This is a genomic window from Actinokineospora globicatena (assembly GCF_024171945.1).
GTDB lineage: Bacteria > Actinomycetota > Actinomycetes > Mycobacteriales > Pseudonocardiaceae > Actinokineospora > Actinokineospora globicatena.
On the sequence record NZ_JAMTCR010000002.1, the window covers coordinates 1,779,874 to 1,799,091 of the forward strand.

The 19,218-nt window shown below is 71.0% G+C and carries 19 protein-coding genes; 6 read left to right on the forward strand and 13 right to left on the reverse strand.

The window, feature by feature from the left end; all coding sequences use genetic code 11:
• Positions 1–40: 40 nt before the first annotated feature.
• From LV79_RS08680 to LV79_RS08695, 4 genes are read right to left on the reverse strand one after another with little or no spacing between them, the layout of a single operon-like run.
• Positions 41–907 carry an aldehyde dehydrogenase family protein gene (locus LV79_RS08680; protein WP_253833940.1) on the reverse strand — a complete coding sequence of 289 codons (867 nt, stop codon included), beginning with the start codon at positions 905–907 and terminating at the stop codon, positions 41–43.
• Positions 900–2,330, reverse strand: coding sequence for an aldehyde dehydrogenase family protein (locus LV79_RS08685; RefSeq protein ID WP_253833942.1), 1,431 nt, complete (start codon positions 2,328–2,330; stop codon positions 900–902). The genes LV79_RS08680 and LV79_RS08685 overlap by 8 nt, the downstream gene beginning before the upstream one ends.
• Complete coding sequence (gene deoC / locus LV79_RS08690) at positions 2,331–3,266, reverse strand: deoxyribose-phosphate aldolase (RefSeq protein ID WP_253833944.1); 936 nt, start codon at positions 3,264–3,266, stop codon at positions 2,331–2,333.
• Positions 3,245–3,856, reverse strand: a complete 612-nt coding sequence (locus LV79_RS08695) for a DUF4386 domain-containing protein (RefSeq protein WP_253833946.1) — start codon at positions 3,854–3,856, stop codon at positions 3,245–3,247. The genes deoC and LV79_RS08695 overlap by 22 nt, the downstream gene beginning before the upstream one ends.
• Positions 3,857–3,910: 54 nt before the next feature.
• Between LV79_RS08695 and LV79_RS08700 the strand changes: the two genes are divergently transcribed.
• Positions 3,911–4,555 carry a TetR/AcrR family transcriptional regulator gene (locus LV79_RS08700; protein WP_253833954.1) on the forward strand — a complete coding sequence of 215 codons (645 nt, stop codon included), beginning with the start codon at positions 3,911–3,913 and terminating at the stop codon, positions 4,553–4,555.
• A 73-nt stretch (positions 4,556–4,628) separates the two neighbouring features.
• Here the strand turns inward: LV79_RS08700 and LV79_RS08705 are convergent, their stop codons facing one another.
• Positions 4,629–5,267, reverse strand: a complete 639-nt coding sequence (locus tag LV79_RS08705; RefSeq protein ID WP_253833956.1) for a DUF1707 SHOCT-like domain-containing protein — start codon at positions 5,265–5,267, stop codon at positions 4,629–4,631.
• Positions 5,268–5,348: 81 nt separating this feature from the next.
• Here LV79_RS08705 and upp point away from each other — a divergent pair, with 81 nt between their 5' ends.
• Positions 5,349–5,972 (forward strand): uracil phosphoribosyltransferase, encoded by a 624-nt coding sequence (upp, locus tag LV79_RS08710; protein ID WP_253833958.1) that lies wholly within the window; start codon positions 5,349–5,351, stop codon positions 5,970–5,972.
• On the opposite strand, the gene LV79_RS08715 is transcribed toward upp, so the two are convergent.
• Complete coding sequence (locus tag LV79_RS08715; protein WP_253833959.1) at positions 5,969–6,577, reverse strand: TetR/AcrR family transcriptional regulator; 609 nt, start codon at positions 6,575–6,577, stop codon at positions 5,969–5,971. The genes upp and LV79_RS08715 overlap by 4 nt on opposite strands.
• Positions 6,578–7,488: 911 nt before the next feature.
• On the opposite strand from LV79_RS08715, the gene LV79_RS08720 reads away from it, so the two are divergent.
• The 3 genes from LV79_RS08720 to LV79_RS08730 all read left to right on the forward strand — a co-directional run bounded on the left by LV79_RS08720 (position 7,489) and on the right by LV79_RS08730 (position 9,853).
• The gene (locus tag LV79_RS08720; RefSeq protein WP_092777986.1) at positions 7,489–7,875 is read left to right on the forward strand and encodes a MerR family transcriptional regulator; all 387 of its coding nucleotides are present in this window, start codon (positions 7,489–7,491) and stop codon (positions 7,873–7,875) included.
• A complete protein-coding gene (locus LV79_RS08725) occupies positions 7,872–8,852 on the forward strand; it encodes an aldo/keto reductase (RefSeq protein WP_253833960.1) in 981 nt (326 codons plus the stop codon). Before LV79_RS08720 ends, LV79_RS08725 begins: the two co-directional genes overlap by 4 nt.
• Positions 8,853–8,920: 68 nt before the next feature.
• A complete protein-coding gene (locus LV79_RS08730) occupies positions 8,921–9,853 on the forward strand; it encodes an aldo/keto reductase (RefSeq protein ID WP_253835929.1) in 933 nt (310 codons plus the stop codon).
• A 138-nt stretch (positions 9,854–9,991) separates the two neighbouring features.
• On the opposite strand, the gene LV79_RS08735 is transcribed toward LV79_RS08730, so the two are convergent.
• The 6 genes from LV79_RS08735 to LV79_RS08760 all read right to left on the reverse strand — a co-directional run bounded on the left by LV79_RS08735 (position 9,992) and on the right by LV79_RS08760 (position 16,682).
• On the reverse strand, positions 9,992–11,518 hold the full coding sequence (locus tag LV79_RS08735; protein ID WP_253833961.1) for an FG-GAP-like repeat-containing protein: 1,527 nt from the start codon (positions 11,516–11,518) through the stop codon (positions 9,992–9,994).
• Between the two features lie 154 nt (positions 11,519–11,672).
• Positions 11,673–12,125, reverse strand: coding sequence for a flavodoxin family protein (locus LV79_RS08740; protein ID WP_253833964.1), 453 nt, complete (start codon positions 12,123–12,125; stop codon positions 11,673–11,675).
• Between the two features lie 762 nt (positions 12,126–12,887).
• Positions 12,888–14,531 carry a phospho-sugar mutase gene (locus LV79_RS08745; protein ID WP_253833965.1) on the reverse strand — a complete coding sequence of 548 codons (1,644 nt, stop codon included), beginning with the start codon at positions 14,529–14,531 and terminating at the stop codon, positions 12,888–12,890.
• Complete coding sequence (locus LV79_RS08750; RefSeq protein ID WP_253833967.1) at positions 14,528–15,340, reverse strand: purine-nucleoside phosphorylase; 813 nt, start codon at positions 15,338–15,340, stop codon at positions 14,528–14,530. Before LV79_RS08750 ends, LV79_RS08745 begins: the two co-directional genes overlap by 4 nt.
• Positions 15,337–15,783 carry an ABA4-like family protein gene (locus LV79_RS08755; RefSeq protein WP_253833969.1) on the reverse strand — a complete coding sequence of 149 codons (447 nt, stop codon included), beginning with the start codon at positions 15,781–15,783 and terminating at the stop codon, positions 15,337–15,339. Before LV79_RS08755 ends, LV79_RS08750 begins: the two co-directional genes overlap by 4 nt.
• Complete coding sequence (locus LV79_RS08760; RefSeq protein WP_253833971.1) at positions 15,780–16,682, reverse strand: hypothetical protein; 903 nt, start codon at positions 16,680–16,682, stop codon at positions 15,780–15,782. Before LV79_RS08760 ends, LV79_RS08755 begins: the two co-directional genes overlap by 4 nt.
• Before the next feature lie 66 nt (positions 16,683–16,748).
• On the opposite strand from LV79_RS08760, the gene LV79_RS08765 reads away from it, so the two are divergent.
• A complete protein-coding gene (locus LV79_RS08765) occupies positions 16,749–17,423 on the forward strand; it encodes a MerR family transcriptional regulator (protein ID WP_253833973.1) in 675 nt (224 codons plus the stop codon).
• A 68-nt stretch (positions 17,424–17,491) separates the two neighbouring features.
• On the opposite strand, the gene LV79_RS08770 is transcribed toward LV79_RS08765, so the two are convergent.
• Positions 17,492–19,165: a serine/threonine-protein kinase gene (locus LV79_RS08770; protein ID WP_253833975.1), complete on the reverse strand. Its 1,674-nt coding sequence runs from the start codon at positions 19,163–19,165 to the stop codon at positions 17,492–17,494.
• Between the last annotated feature and the right edge of the window lie 53 nt (positions 19,166–19,218).

Here is a 19,218-nt window from a genome sequence, read left to right on the forward strand (position 1 = left end):
CGGCGCCGGTGGGAAACAGACGGGGACATCCCAACCGGTACTAGACGCCCATGGGATGCCAGACGGTCTTGGTCTCCACCAGCGCGCGCAGCCGGGCGATGTCGGGCCGCTCGGTCCAGTCCGGCTCGGTGGTGGGCACCCTCGGCACCCGCTTCACCGTGCCCGCGGCCGACCGCTCCAGGTCGACCCGCAGCTCCGGCGGCGCCCCGGTCAGGTCCAGCGCGTTGACGTCGGCGTGCGCGGCCAGCCACGGCGCCAGCTCCGCGGTGTGCCCGGTCAGCAGGTTGACCACCCCGCCGGGCACGTCCGAGGTCGCCAGCACCTCCGAGAGGGTGATCGCGGGCAGCGGCCGGTCCTGGCTGGTCACCACGACCGCGGTCGCGCCGACGGCCAGCACCGGTGCCAGCACGCTGACCAGGCCGAGCAGCGACGACCGCTGCGGCGCCAGCACCCCGACCACGCCGGTCGGCTCCGGCACCGAGAAGGAGAAGTACGGGCCCGCCACCGGGTTCGCCGCACCGAGCACCGTGGCGATCTTGTCGGTCCAGCCCGCGTACCAGACCCAGCGGTCCACCGCGGCGTCCACCAGCGCCTGCGCGCGCTTGGCAGGCACGCCCTCACCGGCAGCGACCTCGTCGGCGAACTGCTCGCGCCTGCCCTCCAGCAGCTCCGCGACCCGGTACAGCACCTGGCCGCGGTTGTATGCCGTCGCGCCGGACCACTTGCCGAACGCGCCGCGCGCGGCCACCACCGCCTCGCGCAGGTCCTTGCGGGAGGCCTGCGCGGCGTTGGCCAGGAACCGGCCCTTGCTGTCGGCGACCGGGTAGGTCCGGCCGGACTCCGAGCGGGGGAACGCCCCGCCCAGGTAGAGCTTGTAGGTCTTGGACACCGTCACGCGGTCAGACATCGAGGTACGCCTCCAGCCCGGCCCGGCCGCCCTCGCGGCCGAAGCCCGACTCCTGGTAGCCGCCGAACGGGGCGGTCGGGTCGAAGCGGTTGAACGTGTTGGCCCACACCACGCCCGCGCGCAGCCGGTCGGCCATCCACAGGATGCGCGAGCCCTTCTCGGTCCACACCCCTGCGGACAGGCCGTAGGGGGTGTTGTTGGCCTTGGCCAGCGCCTCGTCCGGGGTGCGGAAGGTCAGCACGGACAGCACCGGGCCGAAGATCTCCTCGCGGGCGATGCGCATGGACTGGGTGACCCCGGCGAACACCGTCGGGGCGAAGAAGAAGCCCTTGTCCGGCAGCGGGCACGGGCTCGACCAGCGCTCGGCGCCCTCCTGCTCGCCGGAGGCCACCAGGTCCTGGATCTTGGTGAGCTGGTCGCGGGAGTTGATCGCGCCGACGTCGGTGTTCTTGTCCAGCGGGTCGCCGACGCGCAGGGTGCTGACCCTGGCGTGCAGCTTGGCCAGGAACTCCTCGGCGATCGACTCCTGCAGCAGCAGCCGCGACCCGGCGCAGCAGACGTGGCCCTGGTTGAAGAAGATGCCGTTGACGATCCCCTCGACGGCCTGGTCGAGCGGGGCGTCGTCGAAGACGATGTTGGCCGCCTTGCCGCCCAGCTCCAGGGTCAGCTTCTTGCCGGTGCCCGCCAGCGCGGACTGGATGACCTTGCCGACCTCGGTCGACCCGGTGAACGCGACCTTGTTCACCCCGGGGTGGTTCACCAGCTCGGCGCCCACGTCCCCGGCGCCGGGGACGATGTTGACCACACCGGGCGGCAGCTCGGCCTGCTGGATGATCTCGGCCAGCACCAGCGCGGAGAGCGGGGTCGTCTCGGCTGGCTTGAGCACCACGGTGTTCCCGCAGGCCAGCGCCGGGGCGATCTTCCACGCGGCCATCATCAGCGGGAAGTTCCACGGGATCACCTGACCGGCCACGCCCAGCGGCTTCGGGTCGGGACCGAGGCCCGCGTAGTCGAGCTTGTCCGCCCACCCCGCGTGGTAGAAGAAGTGCGCCGCGGCGGTCGGGACGTCGGTGTCGCGCGACTCCTTGATCGGCTTGCCGTTGTCCAGCGACTCCAGCACCGCCAGCTCGCGGGCGCGCTCGGCGACCATCCTGGCGATCCGGAAGATGTACTTGGCCCGCTCGGTGCCCGGCATCCGGCCCCAGGTCTTGTCGTGGGCCCGGCGCGCCGCCTTCACCGCCCGGTCGACATCGCCCGCGCCCGCGGTGCTGACCTCGGCCAGCACCTCCTCGGTCGCCGGGTTGACCGACTTGAGCGGCTCACCGGCGCCCTCGACGAACTCGCCGTCGACGAACATCCGGTAGCTCGGCTTGAGGTTGGCGATCGCCCGCGACTCAGGAGCGGGCGCGTATTCCCAGGTCATCTAGTCCACCGATACGTAGTCGGGGCCGCTGTAGTGGCCGTCGAGCTGGGTGCGGCGCTGCATGAGCAGGTCGTTGAGCAGGCTGGAGGCGCCGAAGCGGAACAGGTCCGGGGTCAGCCAGGCCTCGCCTGCCACCTCGTGCACGGCGACCAGGTGCCGGATGGCGTCCTTGGTGGTGCGGATGCCGCCTGCGGGTTTGACGCCGCGGTGCTCGCCGGTGACCTCGTGCCAGTCGCGCACCGCTTGCAGCATCAGGTTCGTGACCGGCAGCGTGGCCGCGGGGGAGACCTTGCCGGTCGAGGTCTTGATGAAGTCGCCGCCCGCCAGCAGCGCCAGCCAGGACGCCCGGCGCACGTTGTCGTAGGTGGCGAGCTCGCCGGTCTCCAGGATCACCTTGAGGTGCACGTCCCCGCACGCGGCCTTGATGGTGCGGATCTCGTCGAACACCTGCCCGTAGCGGCCCGAGAGGAACGCGCCCCGGTCGATCACCATGTCCACCTCGGTCGCACCCGCCTCGATGGCGAACTCGGTGTCGGTGAGCTTGACCTTCATGCTGGAGCGGCCGGACGGGAACGCGGTGGCCACGCTGGCGATGTTCACCGGCGCGCCGCCCAGCGCCGCCTTCGCGGTGGCCACCATGTCCGGGTAGACGCAGACCGCGGCGACCGGCGGGATGCCCGGCTCGGGTTGTCTCGCCTTCGCGCACAGCGTGCGCACCTTGCCGGGGGTGTCGGCGCCTTCCAACGTGGTCAGGTCGACCATGGAGATCGCGGTGTCGATGGCCCAGAGCTTGCTGGCCTTCTTGATGCTGCGGGTCGCGAGACCGGCGCTGCGCTGCTCGATCCCCACCGCGTCGACACCGGGCAAGCCGTGCAGGAACCGCCGCAGCGACGCCTCGTCCCGGGTGACGTCGGTCAACTCTGTCGTGCCGCCCATGCGCCCGAGTCTAGGGGGTTCTTGGTCGCGCTAGGGCGCACGCGGACGGCGAGCACGACGAGCCACACGGTGTAGAGGATGTAACCGATGAAGTTGGCCATGTCCGTGCCGGGTACCCCTAGCGGGATCAAGACGCCGAGCGCGACAAGACCCGCGGCGGGGTAGGCGAGGAACTTGAGGCCGTAGTAGTGGGCGACGCGGACCGTCCAGATCGCGGTTAGCGCGTAGCCGAGCGTCTCGCCGATGACGGTACCGAGCACAGTGGACACTGCCGTGAAGGTGTCGGGGTCGTCGATGAACGGGACGATCAGCGGCCAGCGCATCAACCCGATCACCTGCACCAGCGCGGCCGCGGTGCCCAGCTCGGTCAGACCCGGTCTGTCGAGCCGCTTGGAGATGGGGATCAGCAGCGCGGCGCTCGCGGCCAGCAGCACGAACAGCGCGGAGACAGCCAGTTGGTTGTCGTTGAACGCGATCAGCACGTCCGGGGCGGGCTTGGCCAGGACGTCGGGGTAGTCGAAGACCACGCCGAGGCCGACGAAGGCGAGGTTGGCGCCGAGGGCACCGGCGATGAGCAGCAGGGAGAGCATGTCGCTCCGATCTCTGTACGGTGTGCAATGTTGTCCACTGTACAGTGATGCGCCGTGGACGAGAAGACCCGACCGGGACCCAAGCGCAGCCTCACCGCCGAGCAGATCGTCGACGTGGCACTGGAACTGTTCGACGGGGAAGCGCCGTCCATCCGCGGTGTCGCCGCGAAGCTGGGGGTGCGGCCGAACACGCTCTACACGTACCTGCCGGACCGGGGCGCGATGGAACGCGCGCTCGTCGACCGGTTCCTGGCCATGGCGGACCCGGACCTGCTGGTGGGGCGCCGGGTGTGGCGGCGCAGGGTGGAGGACTACGCGTGCGCGCTGCGGTCGGTGCTGCTCGGGCACCCCGGCGCGGCCGCGCTGCTGCACACGGCGCCGATCGACGGCCCGACGGCGGCACTGGTCGGCGAACGGCTGCTGGCCGTGTTCACCTCAGCGGGCCTGAGCACCGCCGACGCGGCGCGGTCGACCTACGCGGTGATCGTCCACGTGCTCGGCTCGGCCACGCTCACCGCAGCCGACCTGCGCGGCGGCACGGAGGCCGACATCGTCGCGGCGCGGCTGGAGATGGTCATCGACCCCGGCTTCCTCCCGCTCACGGCGGCGGCGTGGCCGGTGGTCGCGACGTGGAACACCGAGGAGCAGTTCCGCTGGTCCCTGCGCACCCTGCTCAATGGCTGTGTAGACGCTCGCTAGATCGCGTCGCTTGACCTGCCAAGTCGGGAACGATGCCGGGCGGGGACGTGGGGGCGGATGGCGGGAGGGAGTGTCACTGAATTTCTTTGTTCTTCTTCGGCTTCTTCGGGGGCTTGACCTCGACGCCGCCCATGATGGCCATTCCGGTGATCCGCACGACCGGGCTCCCCGGCGGGCCCTGGGTGCGCACGGTGTTGCTGAAGCCGCCCATGAACCCGGAACCGGTGACGTAGACCGTGATGTCCGGCGGGACGGTGATCTCGATGCCGCCCATGATGGTGAAGGCGTGGATGACCGTCTCCTGCGCCTCGAAGGTCGCCTGCGTCAGGTCGATCTCGACGCCGCCCATCATCGCGACGGCGTTGAAGGTCGGCGGGATCGTCCAGTGCCCCTTGCGCTCGGACCCGGACATGACCGCGATGGCGCTCGACGAGGTGCCCCGGCCACCGATCCTGGCCGGGTTGGCCGCGGCGACCGGTTGCGGCACGGCGGCCTGGTAGGCGACCAGTTGCTGGTTGGGCAGGTCGCGCACCAGCGGCTCCAGTTCGCCGAACGTGCGCGCCGCGTAGACCTGGTCCAGCCGCTCCTCGAGTTCGGTGACGGTGAGCCTGCCCTCGGCCATGGCGTCGTGCAGGACCTTCGCGAACCTCTCCCGGTCGCCGTTCGACGCGCGCATGTCGTGTGGACCGGGGAGGCTGGGCTGCTCACTCACGGACACGAGGGTAGCGCTCCCCACCACCGATAGGGCACGTCCGCGACCGCGGATAAGCGGACCCGTCTACCGTGTCCGGCCATGGACGTGCTCACCGTGGACCACCCGCTGGCCAAGGCCAGGCTCACCGTCATGCGCGACGCGCGCACCGACAGCGCGACGTTCCGGGCCGCGCTGCACGAGCTCACGGTGATGCTGACCTACGAGGCCACCCGGACCGCGCCGCTGCGCACCGAGCGCATCCACACGCCGGTCGCCAGGACCGAGGGGTACTGGCTGGCCACCCCGCCGCTGCTGGTCCCGGTGCTGCGGGCCGGTCTCGGCATGGCCGACCAGGCGCACAAGCTCATCCCCGACGCGCAGATGGGGTTCGTCGGCTTGGCCCGCGACGAGCGCACGCTGCTGCCGACCCCGTACATGGAGTCGCTGCCCGAGGACCTGTCCGACCGCCCGGTCTTCGTGCTCGACCCGATGCTCGCCACCGGCGGGTCAATGGTCCACACCATCCGACTGCTGGTCGACCGGGGCGCCACCGACATCACGGCAATCTGCGCCCTGGCCGCCCCCGAGGGCATCGCGCACCTGGCGGACGCGGGCCTCCCGGTCCGACTGGTCACCGCCAGCATCGACGAACGCCTCAACGACTCCGGCTTCATCGTCCCCGGCCTCGGCGACGCGGGCGACCGCCAGTACGGCGCGGTCTAGACCTCCCGGTCCGCCGCTGTGGCCGTCCAGCCCGCCGTGTTGGCCCGCAGCGCCCGTTCGTAGGTCGCGGCCAAGTCCAACCCGGGCGGTAGGTTGCCCAGCAGCTCGAGCGACACCAGGCCGTGCACGATCGCCCAGCACGCCACGGCCATCGTGCCATCGGTGTTGGTGAACACTCCGGAGTGGACACCGGACCCGATGACCGCCAACAGCGGGTCCAGCGCGGCGCGCGAGTGCTGGGTCGCGTCGTCGTCAGGCTCGAAACCGGGAATCGCACCACCGAACATGACGGCGTAGAGATGCGGATCCGCCAACGCACTGGCCCGGTAAGCGATACCCAGGCGGACCAGGTCCTCGACAGGGTCACCGGTAGCCGGAACAGCACGCAGACGGGTACCGAGGCGGTGGAAGGCCTCCAGGTAGAGCGCGCGAACAAGCCCGGGCTTACCACCGAAGAGCGAGTAGACCGCGGTGGTCGACGTACCCACATCAGCAGCCACCCTGCGCAAGCTCAACGCCGCCGCACCCTCCCGCGACAACAACTCCCCCGCCCGATCAAGCAACCGCACCCGCAGCGCCTCATCATGCGTCCTAGGTCTAGGCACACCCCAACCCTATCCGTTCCATAACACCGTCACGGCCAACCCGCCCACCGCCAACCTTGACCCCAAGCACCACCGACGTTGGCCCCCGCACCCCCGCAGACAACGTTGGCCCAAGGCGCCCGCCGACGACGTTGGCCCCAAGACCGCCCGCCAAACGACGTTGGCCGACACCCGCTCCACCACGGCGCTGGTGCCAAGTGCTCGATGGGGCGGACTTGTTTTGTGTGGGGGGACGGCACCCGTAGCGTCGACAGGCACAAGGGAGGGCCGCACTGTGGCCCCCTGCTTTTAGCCCTTCCCCGGGTGTCGTAGGGGCCCCGCGCAAAACAAGTTCGCCCCATCGAGCTCTGCTCGAAACTCGCGTCACGACGATGGCGCAGCCGAGGCGTCCACCGCAGCGCAGCGAAGGCCCGAAAGCCGGAGATCCCCAGCTCAACGCTCCAGCCAGCCGCCCAGCAGCCCGGACCCGTTCACACCTTCGAGCGACCCACCTTGACACCCCCGGGGGCCACCCCCAAGCCCGGCCCGGCCCCCACCCTCTCCGGGGGGCGTCCCTGGGCCAGTCTACCGCCGCCCCCCGACAGTGGATCTTGAAACCAGCCCCGCAGAGATCCACATGTGGACAACTTCTGTACCCCACAAGCATGAACATCCAGCCCCCCAAATCAGAGAATCCCCTGGTCGCACCCCCCACCCTTCACCCACCCGAGCACCCACCAACCGACTCGCTCTTGACCAACCCCAAGACTCCACAGTGGATCACCATCCCGCGATCCGGACCGCCTGATGTGACCCCCACCAGCCGCCAAGCCCAGAAAAGTGCCCCCCACCTGCGGACAGACCACCCAGCCGAGCACCACGCACCCGAACCGGGTTGACCTGGAGCGCACTCCAGCTTCTACGGTCGTCCGGTGACGTACGCGATCGCTGAGGCGGCTCATCGGACCGGGCTGTCGATCGACACCCTCCGGTACTACGAGCGGATCGAGTTGGTGGACCCGCCCGCGCGGGATTCCGGGGGGCGGCGGGCCTACTCGGACGAGGACCTGGCGTGGTTGGGGTTCCTGACCAGGCTGCGGACCACCGGGATGCCGATCAAGTTGATGCGGGAGTACGCCAGGTTGCGGCACCAGGGGATCGCCTCGGCCGGGCAGCGCAAGCGCATCCTGGAGCGGCACCGGGAGGACGTGCGGGCGCGCATCGAGGAGCTCCGCTCGTGCCTCGGCGCGCTGGACTACAAGATCGACAACTACGAGCGGGTCATCGGCAGCGACCACATCCAGGAGGCCTCGGCATGACCGTCCCCACCCGCGCGCTCGGCGCGCTCACCGTCAGCGCGCAGGGCCTGGGCTGCATGGGCATGAGCCAGGGCTACGGCACCGGCGACGACACCGAGTCGGTGGCCACCATCCACCGGGCCATCGAGCTCGGCGTCACGTTCCTCGACACCGCGAACGTCTACGGCGACGGGGTGAACGAGGAGCTGGTCGGGCGCGCCATCCGGGACCGCAGGGACCAGGTCGTGCTGGCCACCAAGTTCGGCATCGCCGGGCGCGGTCAGGACGGTCCGGCGGTGCGCGGCGACGCGGCGTACGTGCGCGAGCAGGTCGAGCTGTCCCTGCGCAGGCTCGGCGTCGACCACATCGACCTCTACTACCAGCACCGGGTCGACCCGGACACCCCGATCGAGGAGACCGTCGGCGCGATGGCCGAGCTGGTCGCGGCGGGCAAGGTGCGGCACCTGGGCCTGTCCGAGGCGGGCGCCGAGACCATCCGCCGCGCGCACGCCGTGCACCCGATCGCGGCGCTGCAGAGCGAGTGGTCGCTGTGGACGCGCGACATCGAGGCCGAGATCCTGCCGACGTGCCGCGAGCTGGGCATCGGCGTCGTGCCGTTCTCCCCGCTCGGCCGGGGCATGCTCACCGGCAAGCTCGACGCGTCGACCTTCGGCCCCGGTGACATGCGCGCCGGGCTGCCGCGCTTCGCCGCCGACAACTTCGACCGCAACCGCGCCGTGGTCGCCGCCGTCGAGGCAGTCGCGGCGGAGCGCGGGGTGACGCCCGGTCAGCTGGCGCTGGCGTGGGTTCAGGCCAAGGGCGCGGACGTCGTCCCCATCCCCGGCACCAAGCGGCGGGCGTACCTGGAGGAGAACGCCGTCGCCGCCACCATCGAACTGTCCGAGGCCGACATCGCGGCCATCGAGGCGACGGCCCCCGCCGACGCCTTCGCCGGGGAGCGCTACGCCCCCGCGATGCTCCGCGCCGTCGGCAGATAGGAGAACCAACCACAGTGGACACCCGAGTGCTCGGCGGTCTCACCGTCGGCGCCCAAGGCCTCGGCTGCATGGGCATGAGCGACTTCTACGCCGGCCGCGACGACACCGAGTCCGTCGCGACCATCCACGAGGCGATCGACCGGGGCGTGACCCTGCTCGACACCTCCGACATCTACGGTCCGCACACCAACGAGGTGCTGGTCGGCGCAGCGATCCGGGAGCGGCGCGACGAGGTCGTGCTGGCCACCAAGTTCGGCGTCATCCGCGACCCGGCCAACCCGCTCACCCGGGGAGTGCGGGGCGACGCCGCCTACGTCAAGCAGGCCTGTGACGCGTCGCTGCGCAGGCTCGGCGTCGACCACATCGACCTGTACTACCAGCACCGGATGGACCCGAACACGCCCGTCGAGGAGACCGTCGGGGCGCTGGCTGAGCTGGTCGCGGCTGGCAAGATCCGCCACGTGGGCCTGTCCGAGGCGGGCGCGGAGACCCTGCGCCGGGCGGCGGCGGTGCACCCGATCGCGGCGCTGCAGAGCGAGTGGTCGCTGTGGTCGCGCGACATCGAGGCCGAGATCGTGCCCACCGCGCGGGAACTGGGCATCGGCATCGTGCCGTACTCGCCACTGGGGCGCGGGTTCCTCACCGGCCGCTACACCTCGGCAGCGGACTTCGGCGAGGGAGACTTCCGGGCGGCGCAGCAACCGCGCTTCCAGGAGGAGAACATGCGCAAGAACCTGGCCATTGTGGACGCTCTGCGCGCCCTCGCCGAGGAGCGCGGGGTCACCGCGGGTCAGTTGGCGCTCGCTTGGGTTCAGCACCGTGGTGCTGATGTCGTCCCGATCCCGGGGACGAAGCGGCGCGGCTACTTGCGGGAGAACATCGCCGCTGTCGACCTCGAACTGTCCGAAGAGGACTTGAAGGTGATCGAGGCGGCCGTACCGGTCGACGGGGTCGCCGGTGAGCGCTACCCCGAGGCCGCGATGCGGATGCTCGGCCGTTAGCAGGTCTCGCTCGCCAGCAGGCCGCTGAAAGCGAAAAAGAACGGGTTCCGCCGCGGTGGGGGCATCACCGCGGCGGAACGCCGTTCATCTGGCGTGGCCGCCGAAAGGAGGGGGACGGCGGCCACGCCATGCACCGGGTCAGACGCCGCCGGGGGTCGGCCCGCAGATCGCCAGGATGAAGCCCAGCGTCGTGCAGCTGGCCGGGGCGGCCACGTCGTTGGTCGGGTTCGGGTCGGCCGGGACGCTCGCGGTCCGCTTCGCGGTGACCTTGAACGTGCCGATGGTGAACAGCGCCAGCGGGGCGGAGAACGTCTTCACCGTGGAGGCGCCGACCGCGAGCGGTCCGACCTCGCAGGTGACATTGCGGCCGCTGACCGTGCAACCCGGGCCGGGGACCGCGTTGAGCGGCGTCGGCAGGGTCGCGGTGACGGTGCCGGAGGTCAGCGCCTGCGGACCGACGTTCTTGACGGTGATCGCGTACTGCAGCGCGGGCACCAGCACGCCGAAGCGCGGCGACGCCACCAGGCTGACCGCGAGGTCGCTGGCCGGGGGGACCGGCTTGGTGGTGCGGTTGAGCAGCACCGAGATGCCGTCGGCGTAGCGGTTGGTGGTGATCAGGTCCGCGCGGTTGTCGGCGTCGAGGTCCGCGGCGTGCACCTCGGTCGGCGTGGTGCCGGTGCCGAGGCTGGCGGCCTGCTCGAAGGTGCCGTTGCCGTTGTTGAGCACGGTGACGCTGTCCGCACCGGACAGTGAGACCGCGAGGTCCGGGTCACCGTCGAGGTCCAGGTCGGCCACCGCGACGCCGAACGGGTTCGGGCCGATCGCCTTGGGGGTCGGCAGGCCGAAGGTGCCGTTGCCGTTGCCCAGCAGCACCGAGACGGTGCCCGCGCCGTAGTCGGCGGTCGCCAGGTCGAGCTTGCCGTCGCGGTTGAAGTCACCCGCGGCGATGTCGATCGGGTTGACGCTGGCCGGGAACGGCAGCGGGAGGCCGAAGGTGCCGTCGCCGTTGCCGATGAACACCGTGACCGTGCCGGTGAAGAACCCGCCGATCGCGATGTCGGTCTTGGTGTCGCCGTTGAGGTCGGCGAGCACGACACCGCGCGAGTAGCCACCCGCCAGCAGGTCCGTGCCCGCGCCGAGGGTGCCGTCGCCGTTGCCCAAGAGGACGGTGATGCCCTCGGGGCGGCTGATGACGACGTCGACCTTCTTGTCGCCGTTGAGGTCGCCCGCGGCGATGCCCTCAGCGCCACCGCTGACCGGGAACGCGGCGCGCGGCTTGAACGTGCCGTCACCGTTGCCCAGCAACAGCGACACGGAACCCGCGGTGGTGACCGCGACGTCGGCCTTGCCGTCACCGTTGAAGTCGGCGCTGGCCAGGGCGGTCGGCTCGTCGCCGGGGTAGACGGTGGTGCGCGGGCCCAACGCGCCCGCGCCGGTGCCGAGCAGCACGGTGAGCTGCCACTCGTAGCGGTCAGCGGTGATCACGTCCGCCTTGCCGTCCCCGTTGAGGTCGGCGTCGATGACCGCCTCCGGGTGGTTGCCGGTCGAGTAGTCGACCCGCGGCGCGAAGGTGATCGGGTTCGCCGCGGCGGCGGGCACCGCGGCCAGGGTCACGGTGGTCGCCGCGACAGCCAGGACTGCGAGCGCCCGGGTACGAGCGGTCATGGGTGGGAACCTCCTCAACTGGCGGCTCCTACACGAGCGCCGTATGACCGCGGCATCGCTGCCACCCGAGCGCGCGTTTCGCGTTTTCCCACTTACCTCGCTGCGTGTCACGTCCGATTCGGACAGTGACCGGTCCAGACCAGCCGGAAAACCCCTACCCGAGCACCGCCGCCGCCACCCCCGCCCCCAGCTCCCAACACGACTCGATCACCTTCTTGACCGGTTCACCTTGAACGACAACGGGAGACGCCACCCGCCGCCACCCCAAACCCCCGGTGACGGACTCCACAGACCGCACCGCGCCCTCGGTCCCCTGGTTCCCGTGCACGTAGAACCCGAACGGGAGCCCGGCGGTGGCATCGAGACAGGGGTAGTAGACGGTGTCGAAGAAGTGCTTCAACGCCCCCGACATGTACCCGATGTTGGCAGGCGTCCCCAAGATGATCCCGTCCGCCGCCAACACATCCACCGCCGTCGCCGCCAACGCGGGCCTGCGGACGACCTCCACCCCAGCCAGCTCCGGATCGGTCGCTCCGCTCACCACCGCCTCGAACATGACCTGCATAGCGGGCGACGGTGTGTGGTGGACGATCAGCAACCGGGGCACACGCCGAGCCTGCCGAGAATCGCCTACGCAGGCAACCTGTGACGGTTCGGCCACGCTATGCTGACAACGTGAGATGTCCGGCGCGTGCCGGTGCCGACGGGACCCCTCTCGGAACTGCCCAATCCGAGGTGAGCGAGGGTGAATGTCGGAAAAGGGGAGTATCTCGCGTGCGAGACGGACGACCAATACCGCAGCACAACGACCTGCTGGCTCACCGGCGGGCATAGTCGTTGTGGAGTCGTCATGTCGGTGTGGTGGGCCGCTGTAGCCGTCGCTGTGCCAACCCTGGCCAGCCTCATCCGCCGGTGGATGGTGCTGCGTTTCCTGCGCCGGGTCTATGAACACGGTGGTGTCGAGGCGATGAAAGCTGCCGCGGAGTCTTTGCGGCGTACCCATTCCTGGACAGTGGCCGAGAAGGTCGCACGCAACGGTGGGGCGATCACGCGCGGTCGGGGGCCTCGCGACCCGTGATACCGATCCGGTCGGTGACCGTCTGGTCACCCGATGCTTTCGGGTAATAGGTGCGTGGGCGTCGATGTGATACCTGGTGCTGAGAAGTATCCGCAGCACCAGGCATTCAGGGATCGCAGTTGAGGGTATTCAGCGCCGTGCTGGTGTGACGCGGTGGCCTGATCGGCGAACGCACTTTCCGCATGTTGTCGGAGGGCACGCCGATGTTGGGTGGCGTGTCCGAGATGATGTCGTTTCCCGCTGTGGGCCCTGGTGCTGTCGTGGACAGTGCTGGGGTGGGATCGGCTGTGCTCAGGCTTCGAGGAGGGCGGCGACCGCCGCGGTTGTCTCGGCCAGGTGGTGGGCGGCCGTCGCGTGGGCCTGGGGGAGGGAGTCCCGGGGCGTGGCGGGGGACGAGGATTCCAGGTAAGCCTTGATCTTGGGTTCGGTGCCGGACGGGCGGATCAGGACGCGGATGCCGTCGCCGGTGTAGCGGAGGACGTCGGCCTCGGGCAGGAGGTCCTCGGCGGTGACGGGGATGCCCGCGAAGGACGTCGGCGGGGTCGCGCGCAGGCGGGACATGAGGGCCGGGATGGTGGCCAGGTCGGCGACGCGCAGGGAGATCTGCTTGGTCAGGAAGACGCCGTGTGCGACGGCTAGGTCGTCCAGGGCGTCGAGCAGGGTTCGGCCTTCGGCGCGCAGGGTGGCGGCCAGGTCGCAGGCCAGGACCGCCGCGGAGATGCCGTCCTTGTCGCGGACGTGGGACGGGTCGACGCTGTGGCCGAGGGCTTCCTCGTACGCGTAGACCAAGCCCTCCCCGGCGCGCATGAGCCACTTGAAGCCGGTCAGCGTCAGCGCGTGCCGGGCACCGTGGGCGGCCGCGATCGAGCCCAGCAGCGACGACGAGACGATCGTGGTCGCCACCAACGGGTCTGGGGAGTCCGTTGTGGACAAGATGTGCGACCCGAGCAGCGCGCCGGTCTCGTCCCCCGACAGCATCCGCCACTCGCCGTCGCGCCCGCGCACCCCGATCGCGCACCGGTCGGCATCCGGGTCGAGCGCCACCGCGATATCAGCGTCCACTTCGGATGCCTTGGCCAGCAGCAAGTCCGTTGCCCCAGGCTCTTCCGGGTTGGGGAAGCCCACGGTCGGGAAGTCCGGATCGGGCAACGACTGCTCGGCCACCAGCGCCACGTCGACGAATCCGGCCCCGTGCAACGCCAACGCCAACGGCCCGGCCCCCACGCCGTGCAAAGCCGTGGCGGCGACCCGGAGCTGGCGCGCAGTCCCCCGAGGCAGCACGTACACACTGTCCAAATAGGCCTGGAGCGCGTCCTCGCCAAGCGTCGTCACGTTGCCGCCCAACGGAACCGACACGGCTGGCCCCACCGCGGCGATGGCGGCCTCGATCTCCCGGTCCGCGGGCGGGATGATCTGCGCCCCGCCGTCCACGTAGAGCTTGTACCCGTTGTCCGCGGGCGGGTTGTGCGACGCCGTGATCTGCACCCCCGCGACCGCTCCCAGCGACCGCGTCAGGAACGCCAGCACCGGCGTCGGCAGTGGATGCGGCAGCGCCCGCACGTCGAACCCCGCAGCGGCCAGCACTCCGGCGGCGTCGGCCGCGAACTCCTCCGACCCGTGCCGGGCATCCCGCCCGACCACCACGACCCCGCCCGCGTGCCCCTTGGCCACCAGCCACGCCGCGAGCCCGGCCGTCGTCCGCACGACCACGGCCCGGTTCATGCCGTTGGGTCCCGCCCGGACCGGACCGCGCAGCCCGGCGGTCCCGAAGGTCAGCGGCCCGGCCATCCGGTCCGCCAGCTCGTCGGCCGCCCCGGGGACCCCGCCCATCGCCCTGGCGACGACCTGTTGCAGCTCGGCCCGGGACGCGGGGTCGACGTCGTCGGCGATCCAGCGGAACGCGCGGTCGCGCAGGTCCGGTGTCAGCCCGCTCACGAGCGCACGACCAGCTCGCGCAGCAGCCCGCCCATCCCCTCCGCGGCCTTGCGCCCGGCCTCCAGCACCTCGATGTGGTCCAGTGGCTCACCGGTGATGCCCGCCGCCAGGTTCGTCACCAGCGACAGCCCGAACACCTCGACCCCGGCGGCGCGCAGCGCGATGGCTTCCAGCACCGTCGACATCCCGACCAGTCCCGCGCCGAGCACCCGCAGCATGTGGATCTCGGCGGGGGTCTCGAAGTGCGGACCGGGCAGCCCGGCGTAGACGGCCTCGCGCAGCGTCGGGTCGATCTCCTTGGCGACCGCGCGCAGCCGGGGGGAGTACAGGTCGGTCAGGTCGACGAACTCGGCCCCGACCAGCGGCGAGCGCGCGGTCAGGTTGAGGTGGTCGCTGATCACCACCGGCTGCCCGACCTGGACGCCCTCCATCAGGCACCCGGCGGCGTTGGTCAGCACGACCGCCTTGACGCCCGCCGCGGCCGCCGTCCGGACGCCGTGCACCGCGCGCGCGACCCCGTGGCCCTCGTAGAGGTGCGTGCGCCCGAGCAGCACCAGGACCCGCTTGTCGCCGACCACGATGGACCGCGCCGTGCCGCCGTGGCCCTGGACAGTGGGGGCCAGGAAGCCGGGCAGCTCCGCCATCGGCACCTCGACCTCGGGCGTGCCGAGCTGGTCGACGGCGGGGCGCCAGCCGGAGCCGAGCACCAGGGCGAGGTCGTGGCTGTCGGCCCCGGTGCGGTCGGCGAGCGCCTTCGCCGCCTGGTCGGCGGCGTGGCGGGGATCGGTGTCAACGTCGAGAGCGGTCACCCACCGGAGCCTACGCGGACCTGCTCGTCGCGTGCTGGGAATCCCAGGCGCACCAGCAGGTACAGCGGCAACCCGATCGGGGACAGCAGGATGGTCAGCACCATGATCGGCGCCATCAGCAGCGGGTTGATCCCCCTGGCGCGGCTGTCGAGGTAGATCCACCGGCCGAGGAACAGGTCCCACGCGAGCACCTGCGCCCAGACGGCCACCACGGCGTTGTCGTCGCGCAGGAAGTCCAACCAGAACGCCAGCGTCGGCTGGGTGACCCCGGTGACGAGGTCGCCGAACACCGGGACGGCGGCGACGGCCCACACGACGAGTCCGGGCAGCACGATCCACGGCGACCCGGCGATCCGCCGGGTCCACGACCAGGTCGGGACGATGATCATCAGCGCCCAGAACGGGGCGACGGCGTAGAAGGCGAGGTCGAACAAGGTGCTCATGAGGGGATCCTCTCGGCTTCGACGGGCGGCGCGCTGACCTCGGGCTGACGCGGCGCCGACAGCACGCCGAGCGCGACCCCGACCACGAGCGCGCCGAGCGCGGTCCCGGTGACCCAGTCCGGGGAGAACAGCGGCTGCCCGCGCAGCGCCTGCCAGGTCGTCAGCACGACCAGGCCCAGGTAGCCCACGCTCGCCGCCCACACGATCCGCTTCGAGACGCGTTCACCGCGCCCGCGGATGGCCAGCGCGAGCAGCGGCAGCAGTTGCAGCGCGTGCATGCCGATGAAGTGCGGTGCCCGCAGGTCGCCGCCGGTGGTGCTCCACCCGGTCAGCGGCATGCCGGGACCGCCGTCGAGCACACCGACGCTGTGCGCGCCGGTGATGCCCTCGACGCCGCTGCTCGCGGTCGTCATCAGGATCCCGACGGCCATGCCCAGCAGCGAGATCCCCATGCCGAACCGGATCGCCAGCAACTCGGCGGCTGGCGCGAGGCGGCGCGCGGCGATGTAGATGCTGAGCACCATCGTGGCCAGCAGCAGGATCGCGACCGTCGCGCCCATGACGCTGAAGAGCATCGAGTCCAGCGCGGTGCCGGTGTTGAAGTGGCTCTGCTTGCCGCGCACCACCTGGCCGATGATGATCACCATCTCCAGCAGCGAGGCCGCGATGATCACCCACGCGGTGCCGCCGAGGAACCGGGGCCTGCGCTCGGGCAGCGACAGCAGCCACGCCCAGGACAGCCCGAAGGCCACGAACGAGAGGCTGAACTTCAGCGGCTTGAGCCAGATCGGCGCGCCGAGCAGTTCGCGGTCGTCGACCAGGAGGCCGACCACCGAGGCCACCGCCGTGACCGCCATCAGCGCGCTGAAGACCACTAAGGGTCGGTACCAGGTCCGCATCTCTCGCCCCTCGAATAATGGATAGTAGTGCTGTCTGCTTTCGATAAGTACACTATCCATCTCGGGATGTCGAGTGGCGGGAGCGATGTGCGGATCGGCGAGTTGAGCAAGCGGACCGGCGTCGCGGTGCCGACGATCAAGTACTACCTGCGCGAGGGCATGCTCCCGCCGGGCGAGCGCACCAGCCCCAACCAGGCCCGCTACGACGAGACGCACATCCACCGGCTGCGCCTGGTGCGCGCCCTCATCGACGTCGGCGGCCTGCCGGTCGCCAAGGTCAAGGAGGTCCTGACCACCGTCGACTCCCCGTCCGGCGACATCGAGAAGCTGCTCGGCACCGTCCAGCGCGCGGTGTTCCCCGCCCTGCCGACCAGCGCCGAGGTCGAGATGCAGGCGGCGGCCGAGCAGGAGGTGCACGCGCTGCTCGACGAACTCGGCTGGTACTGCCGCGACAACCACCCGGCGCTGAGCGTCCTGGCCACCGTTCTGGTCTCCGCGCAAACCCTCGGCCACAGCGGCTTCCTCGACACCGTCCGCCGCTACGCCACCATCAGCGAGCAGATCGGCGTCGCCGACCTGGACTACATAGCCGACAAGCGCGGCGTCGACGGCATGCTCGAAAGCGTCGTCGTGGGCACCATCCTCGGCGACACCGCCCTCATCGCCCTCCGCCGCCTGGCCCAGGTGGCCGAGTCCGCCAAGCGCTACCCCGACCGCCGCCGCCCCGACGACCCGGCCTAGCCCGCACATCCCGCCCCGCTGTCGGACGACCGCGGATCGCTACCCGGGCCGCCGCCGGACGGGTCGGTTCAGCCGCGGCTGAGGACGCGGAACTCGGGGGCGACTCGGGCGAAGAGGCCGCGGCTGCCGGTGTCCTCCTGGTCGATGGGGACGGTGACGCTGACGACCCAGAGGTCCTTGGTGGTGGGGAGGATGTTGGCGATCGAGGTGCGGTTGAGGGCGCTGCCGGTCGAACCCGCCGCGACGGGCTCGGTGGCGCGGTAGGTGAATTGGAGGCCTTGTTCGGAGGCGCCGAGGTCCAGGGGGGTGCTGCCGACCACCCGGTAGCCGGGGGTGCGGCCGTCCAGGGCCCACAGGTAACGCTCGATGGTGTACTTCGGGTAGAAGTTCGGGAACCGCTCGACGACGATCTCCGAGGTGCCGTCCGGGGACACCCAGTGCACGCGGGTGCTGTTGGGCAGGTTGCGGACCGAGCGCTGCTCGACGAACTTCACCCAGTCGCCGGGGACGGGGACGCTGAAGCTGCCGCCCTGTTCGCCCGCGAGCGTCGCGGCGTCGGCCGTGCGCACCGCCAGTTCCCGCAGCGGCGCGGCGGCCTGCTGGGAGATCGCGGGGGTGGACACCGGCAGCACCGGCTGACCGGCCACCGACCTGGTCAGCGCGAACCCGCCGACCGCCGCGCCCGCGAACAGCACCACCGAGGCCGCGCCGAGCGCCACCGCCGTCGACCGGCTGCGCCGCTGCCCCGCGCGCTGGAACGGGAGCGGTCCCGGTACCGGGGCCAGCGGCGGGCTGGTCTCGGTCGGCGCGTCCAGCGACACGTACGGCTTGGTGATCACCGTCCGGGCGTCCTCGGGCGGCTCGGGGTCGAGCCGCAGGCTGTCGTAGACCGGGCTGCCGGGCGCGGGCATCAGCGGGTGCAGCCGGTCGCGGACCTCGCGCAGCGACATCCGGGCGTCCGGGTCCTTGGCCATCAGGCCGATGATCACCTCGCGCAGCGGCCCGTCGTGCGAGGGCTGCGGCACCTCGCCGTTGACCACCTGGCTGACGATCTCCATCGCGGGCGCCTCGGCGTCGTAGGGCGCGTGGCCCTCCACCGCGGCGAACAGCGTGGCGCCGAGGCCCCACAGGTCGGCCCGCGGCGTGACGGCGCCGCCCGAGGCGATCTCCGGTGCGATGTAGCAGGGCGAGCCCAGCATGATCCCGGTGCTGGTCAGCGTCCGCTCGGCCAGGTTGCGGGCGATGCCGAAGTCGGTCAGCTTCACCACACCGTCCGGGCTGACCAGCACGTTGCCCGGTTTCACGTCCCGGTGCACGACCCCGGCGGCGTGCGCGGCGGAGAGCCCGGCCGCGACCCCGTGCCCGACGATCGCCGCCTGCGCCACGTCCAGCGGCCCGTTCGCGCTCACCAGTTCGGCCAGGCTCGCCGCGACCACGAACTCCATCACCACGAACGGCTCGTCGCCCTCGCGCGCCACGTCGTGCAGGGTGATCACGTTGGGGTGCGACACCACCGCGATCGCCCGCGCCTCGCGCAGGGTCCGCTCGCGCAGCTCCTCGATCTCCTCCACCGGCGAGTCGTCGGCGGGCAGCCGCACCTGCTTCACCGCGACCGGGCGGCGCAGGAACTCGTCGTAGGCCTCCCAGACCGTCCCCATCGATCCCTGGCCGAGCTGCTTGCGCAGGCGGTAGCGCCCGGCGACCAGGCGCTGGGGCGTCTCAGGGGCGGACACGGGCGACATTGTCACCCACCCGGACGTGCGCCAAGGGTGAAAACCCGAACGTAGCCTGTATG

Coding starts and splice junctions, on each gene's coding strand:
- LV79_RS08680 (WP_253833940.1), bottom strand. CDS start 907: ATGTCTGACCGCGTGACGGTGTCCAAGACCTACAAGCTCTACCTGGGC.
- LV79_RS08685 (WP_253833942.1), bottom strand. CDS start 2,330: ATGACCTGGGAATACGCGCCCGCTCCTGAGTCGCGGGCGATCGCCAAC.
- deoC (WP_253833944.1), bottom strand. CDS start 3,266: ATGGGCGGCACGACAGAGTTGACCGACGTCACCCGGGACGAGGCGTCG.
- LV79_RS08695 (WP_253833946.1), bottom strand. CDS start 3,856: ATGCTCTCCCTGCTGCTCATCGCCGGTGCCCTCGGCGCCAACCTCGCC.
- upp (WP_253833958.1), top strand. CDS start 5,349: ATGGACGTGCTCACCGTGGACCACCCGCTGGCCAAGGCCAGGCTCACC.
- LV79_RS08725 (WP_253833960.1), top strand. CDS start 7,872: ATGACCGTCCCCACCCGCGCGCTCGGCGCGCTCACCGTCAGCGCGCAG.
- LV79_RS08730 (WP_253835929.1), top strand. CDS start 8,921: ATGGGCATGAGCGACTTCTACGCCGGCCGCGACGACACCGAGTCCGTC.
- LV79_RS08735 (WP_253833961.1), bottom strand. CDS start 11,518: ATGACCGCTCGTACCCGGGCGCTCGCAGTCCTGGCTGTCGCGGCGACC.
- LV79_RS08755 (WP_253833969.1), bottom strand. CDS start 15,783: ATGAGCACCTTGTTCGACCTCGCCTTCTACGCCGTCGCCCCGTTCTGG.
- LV79_RS08760 (WP_253833971.1), bottom strand. CDS start 16,682: ATGCGGACCTGGTACCGACCCTTAGTGGTCTTCAGCGCGCTGATGGCG.
- LV79_RS08765 (WP_253833973.1), top strand. CDS start 16,749: ATGTCGAGTGGCGGGAGCGATGTGCGGATCGGCGAGTTGAGCAAGCGG.
- LV79_RS08770 (WP_253833975.1), bottom strand. CDS start 19,165: ATGTCGCCCGTGTCCGCCCCTGAGACGCCCCAGCGCCTGGTCGCCGGG.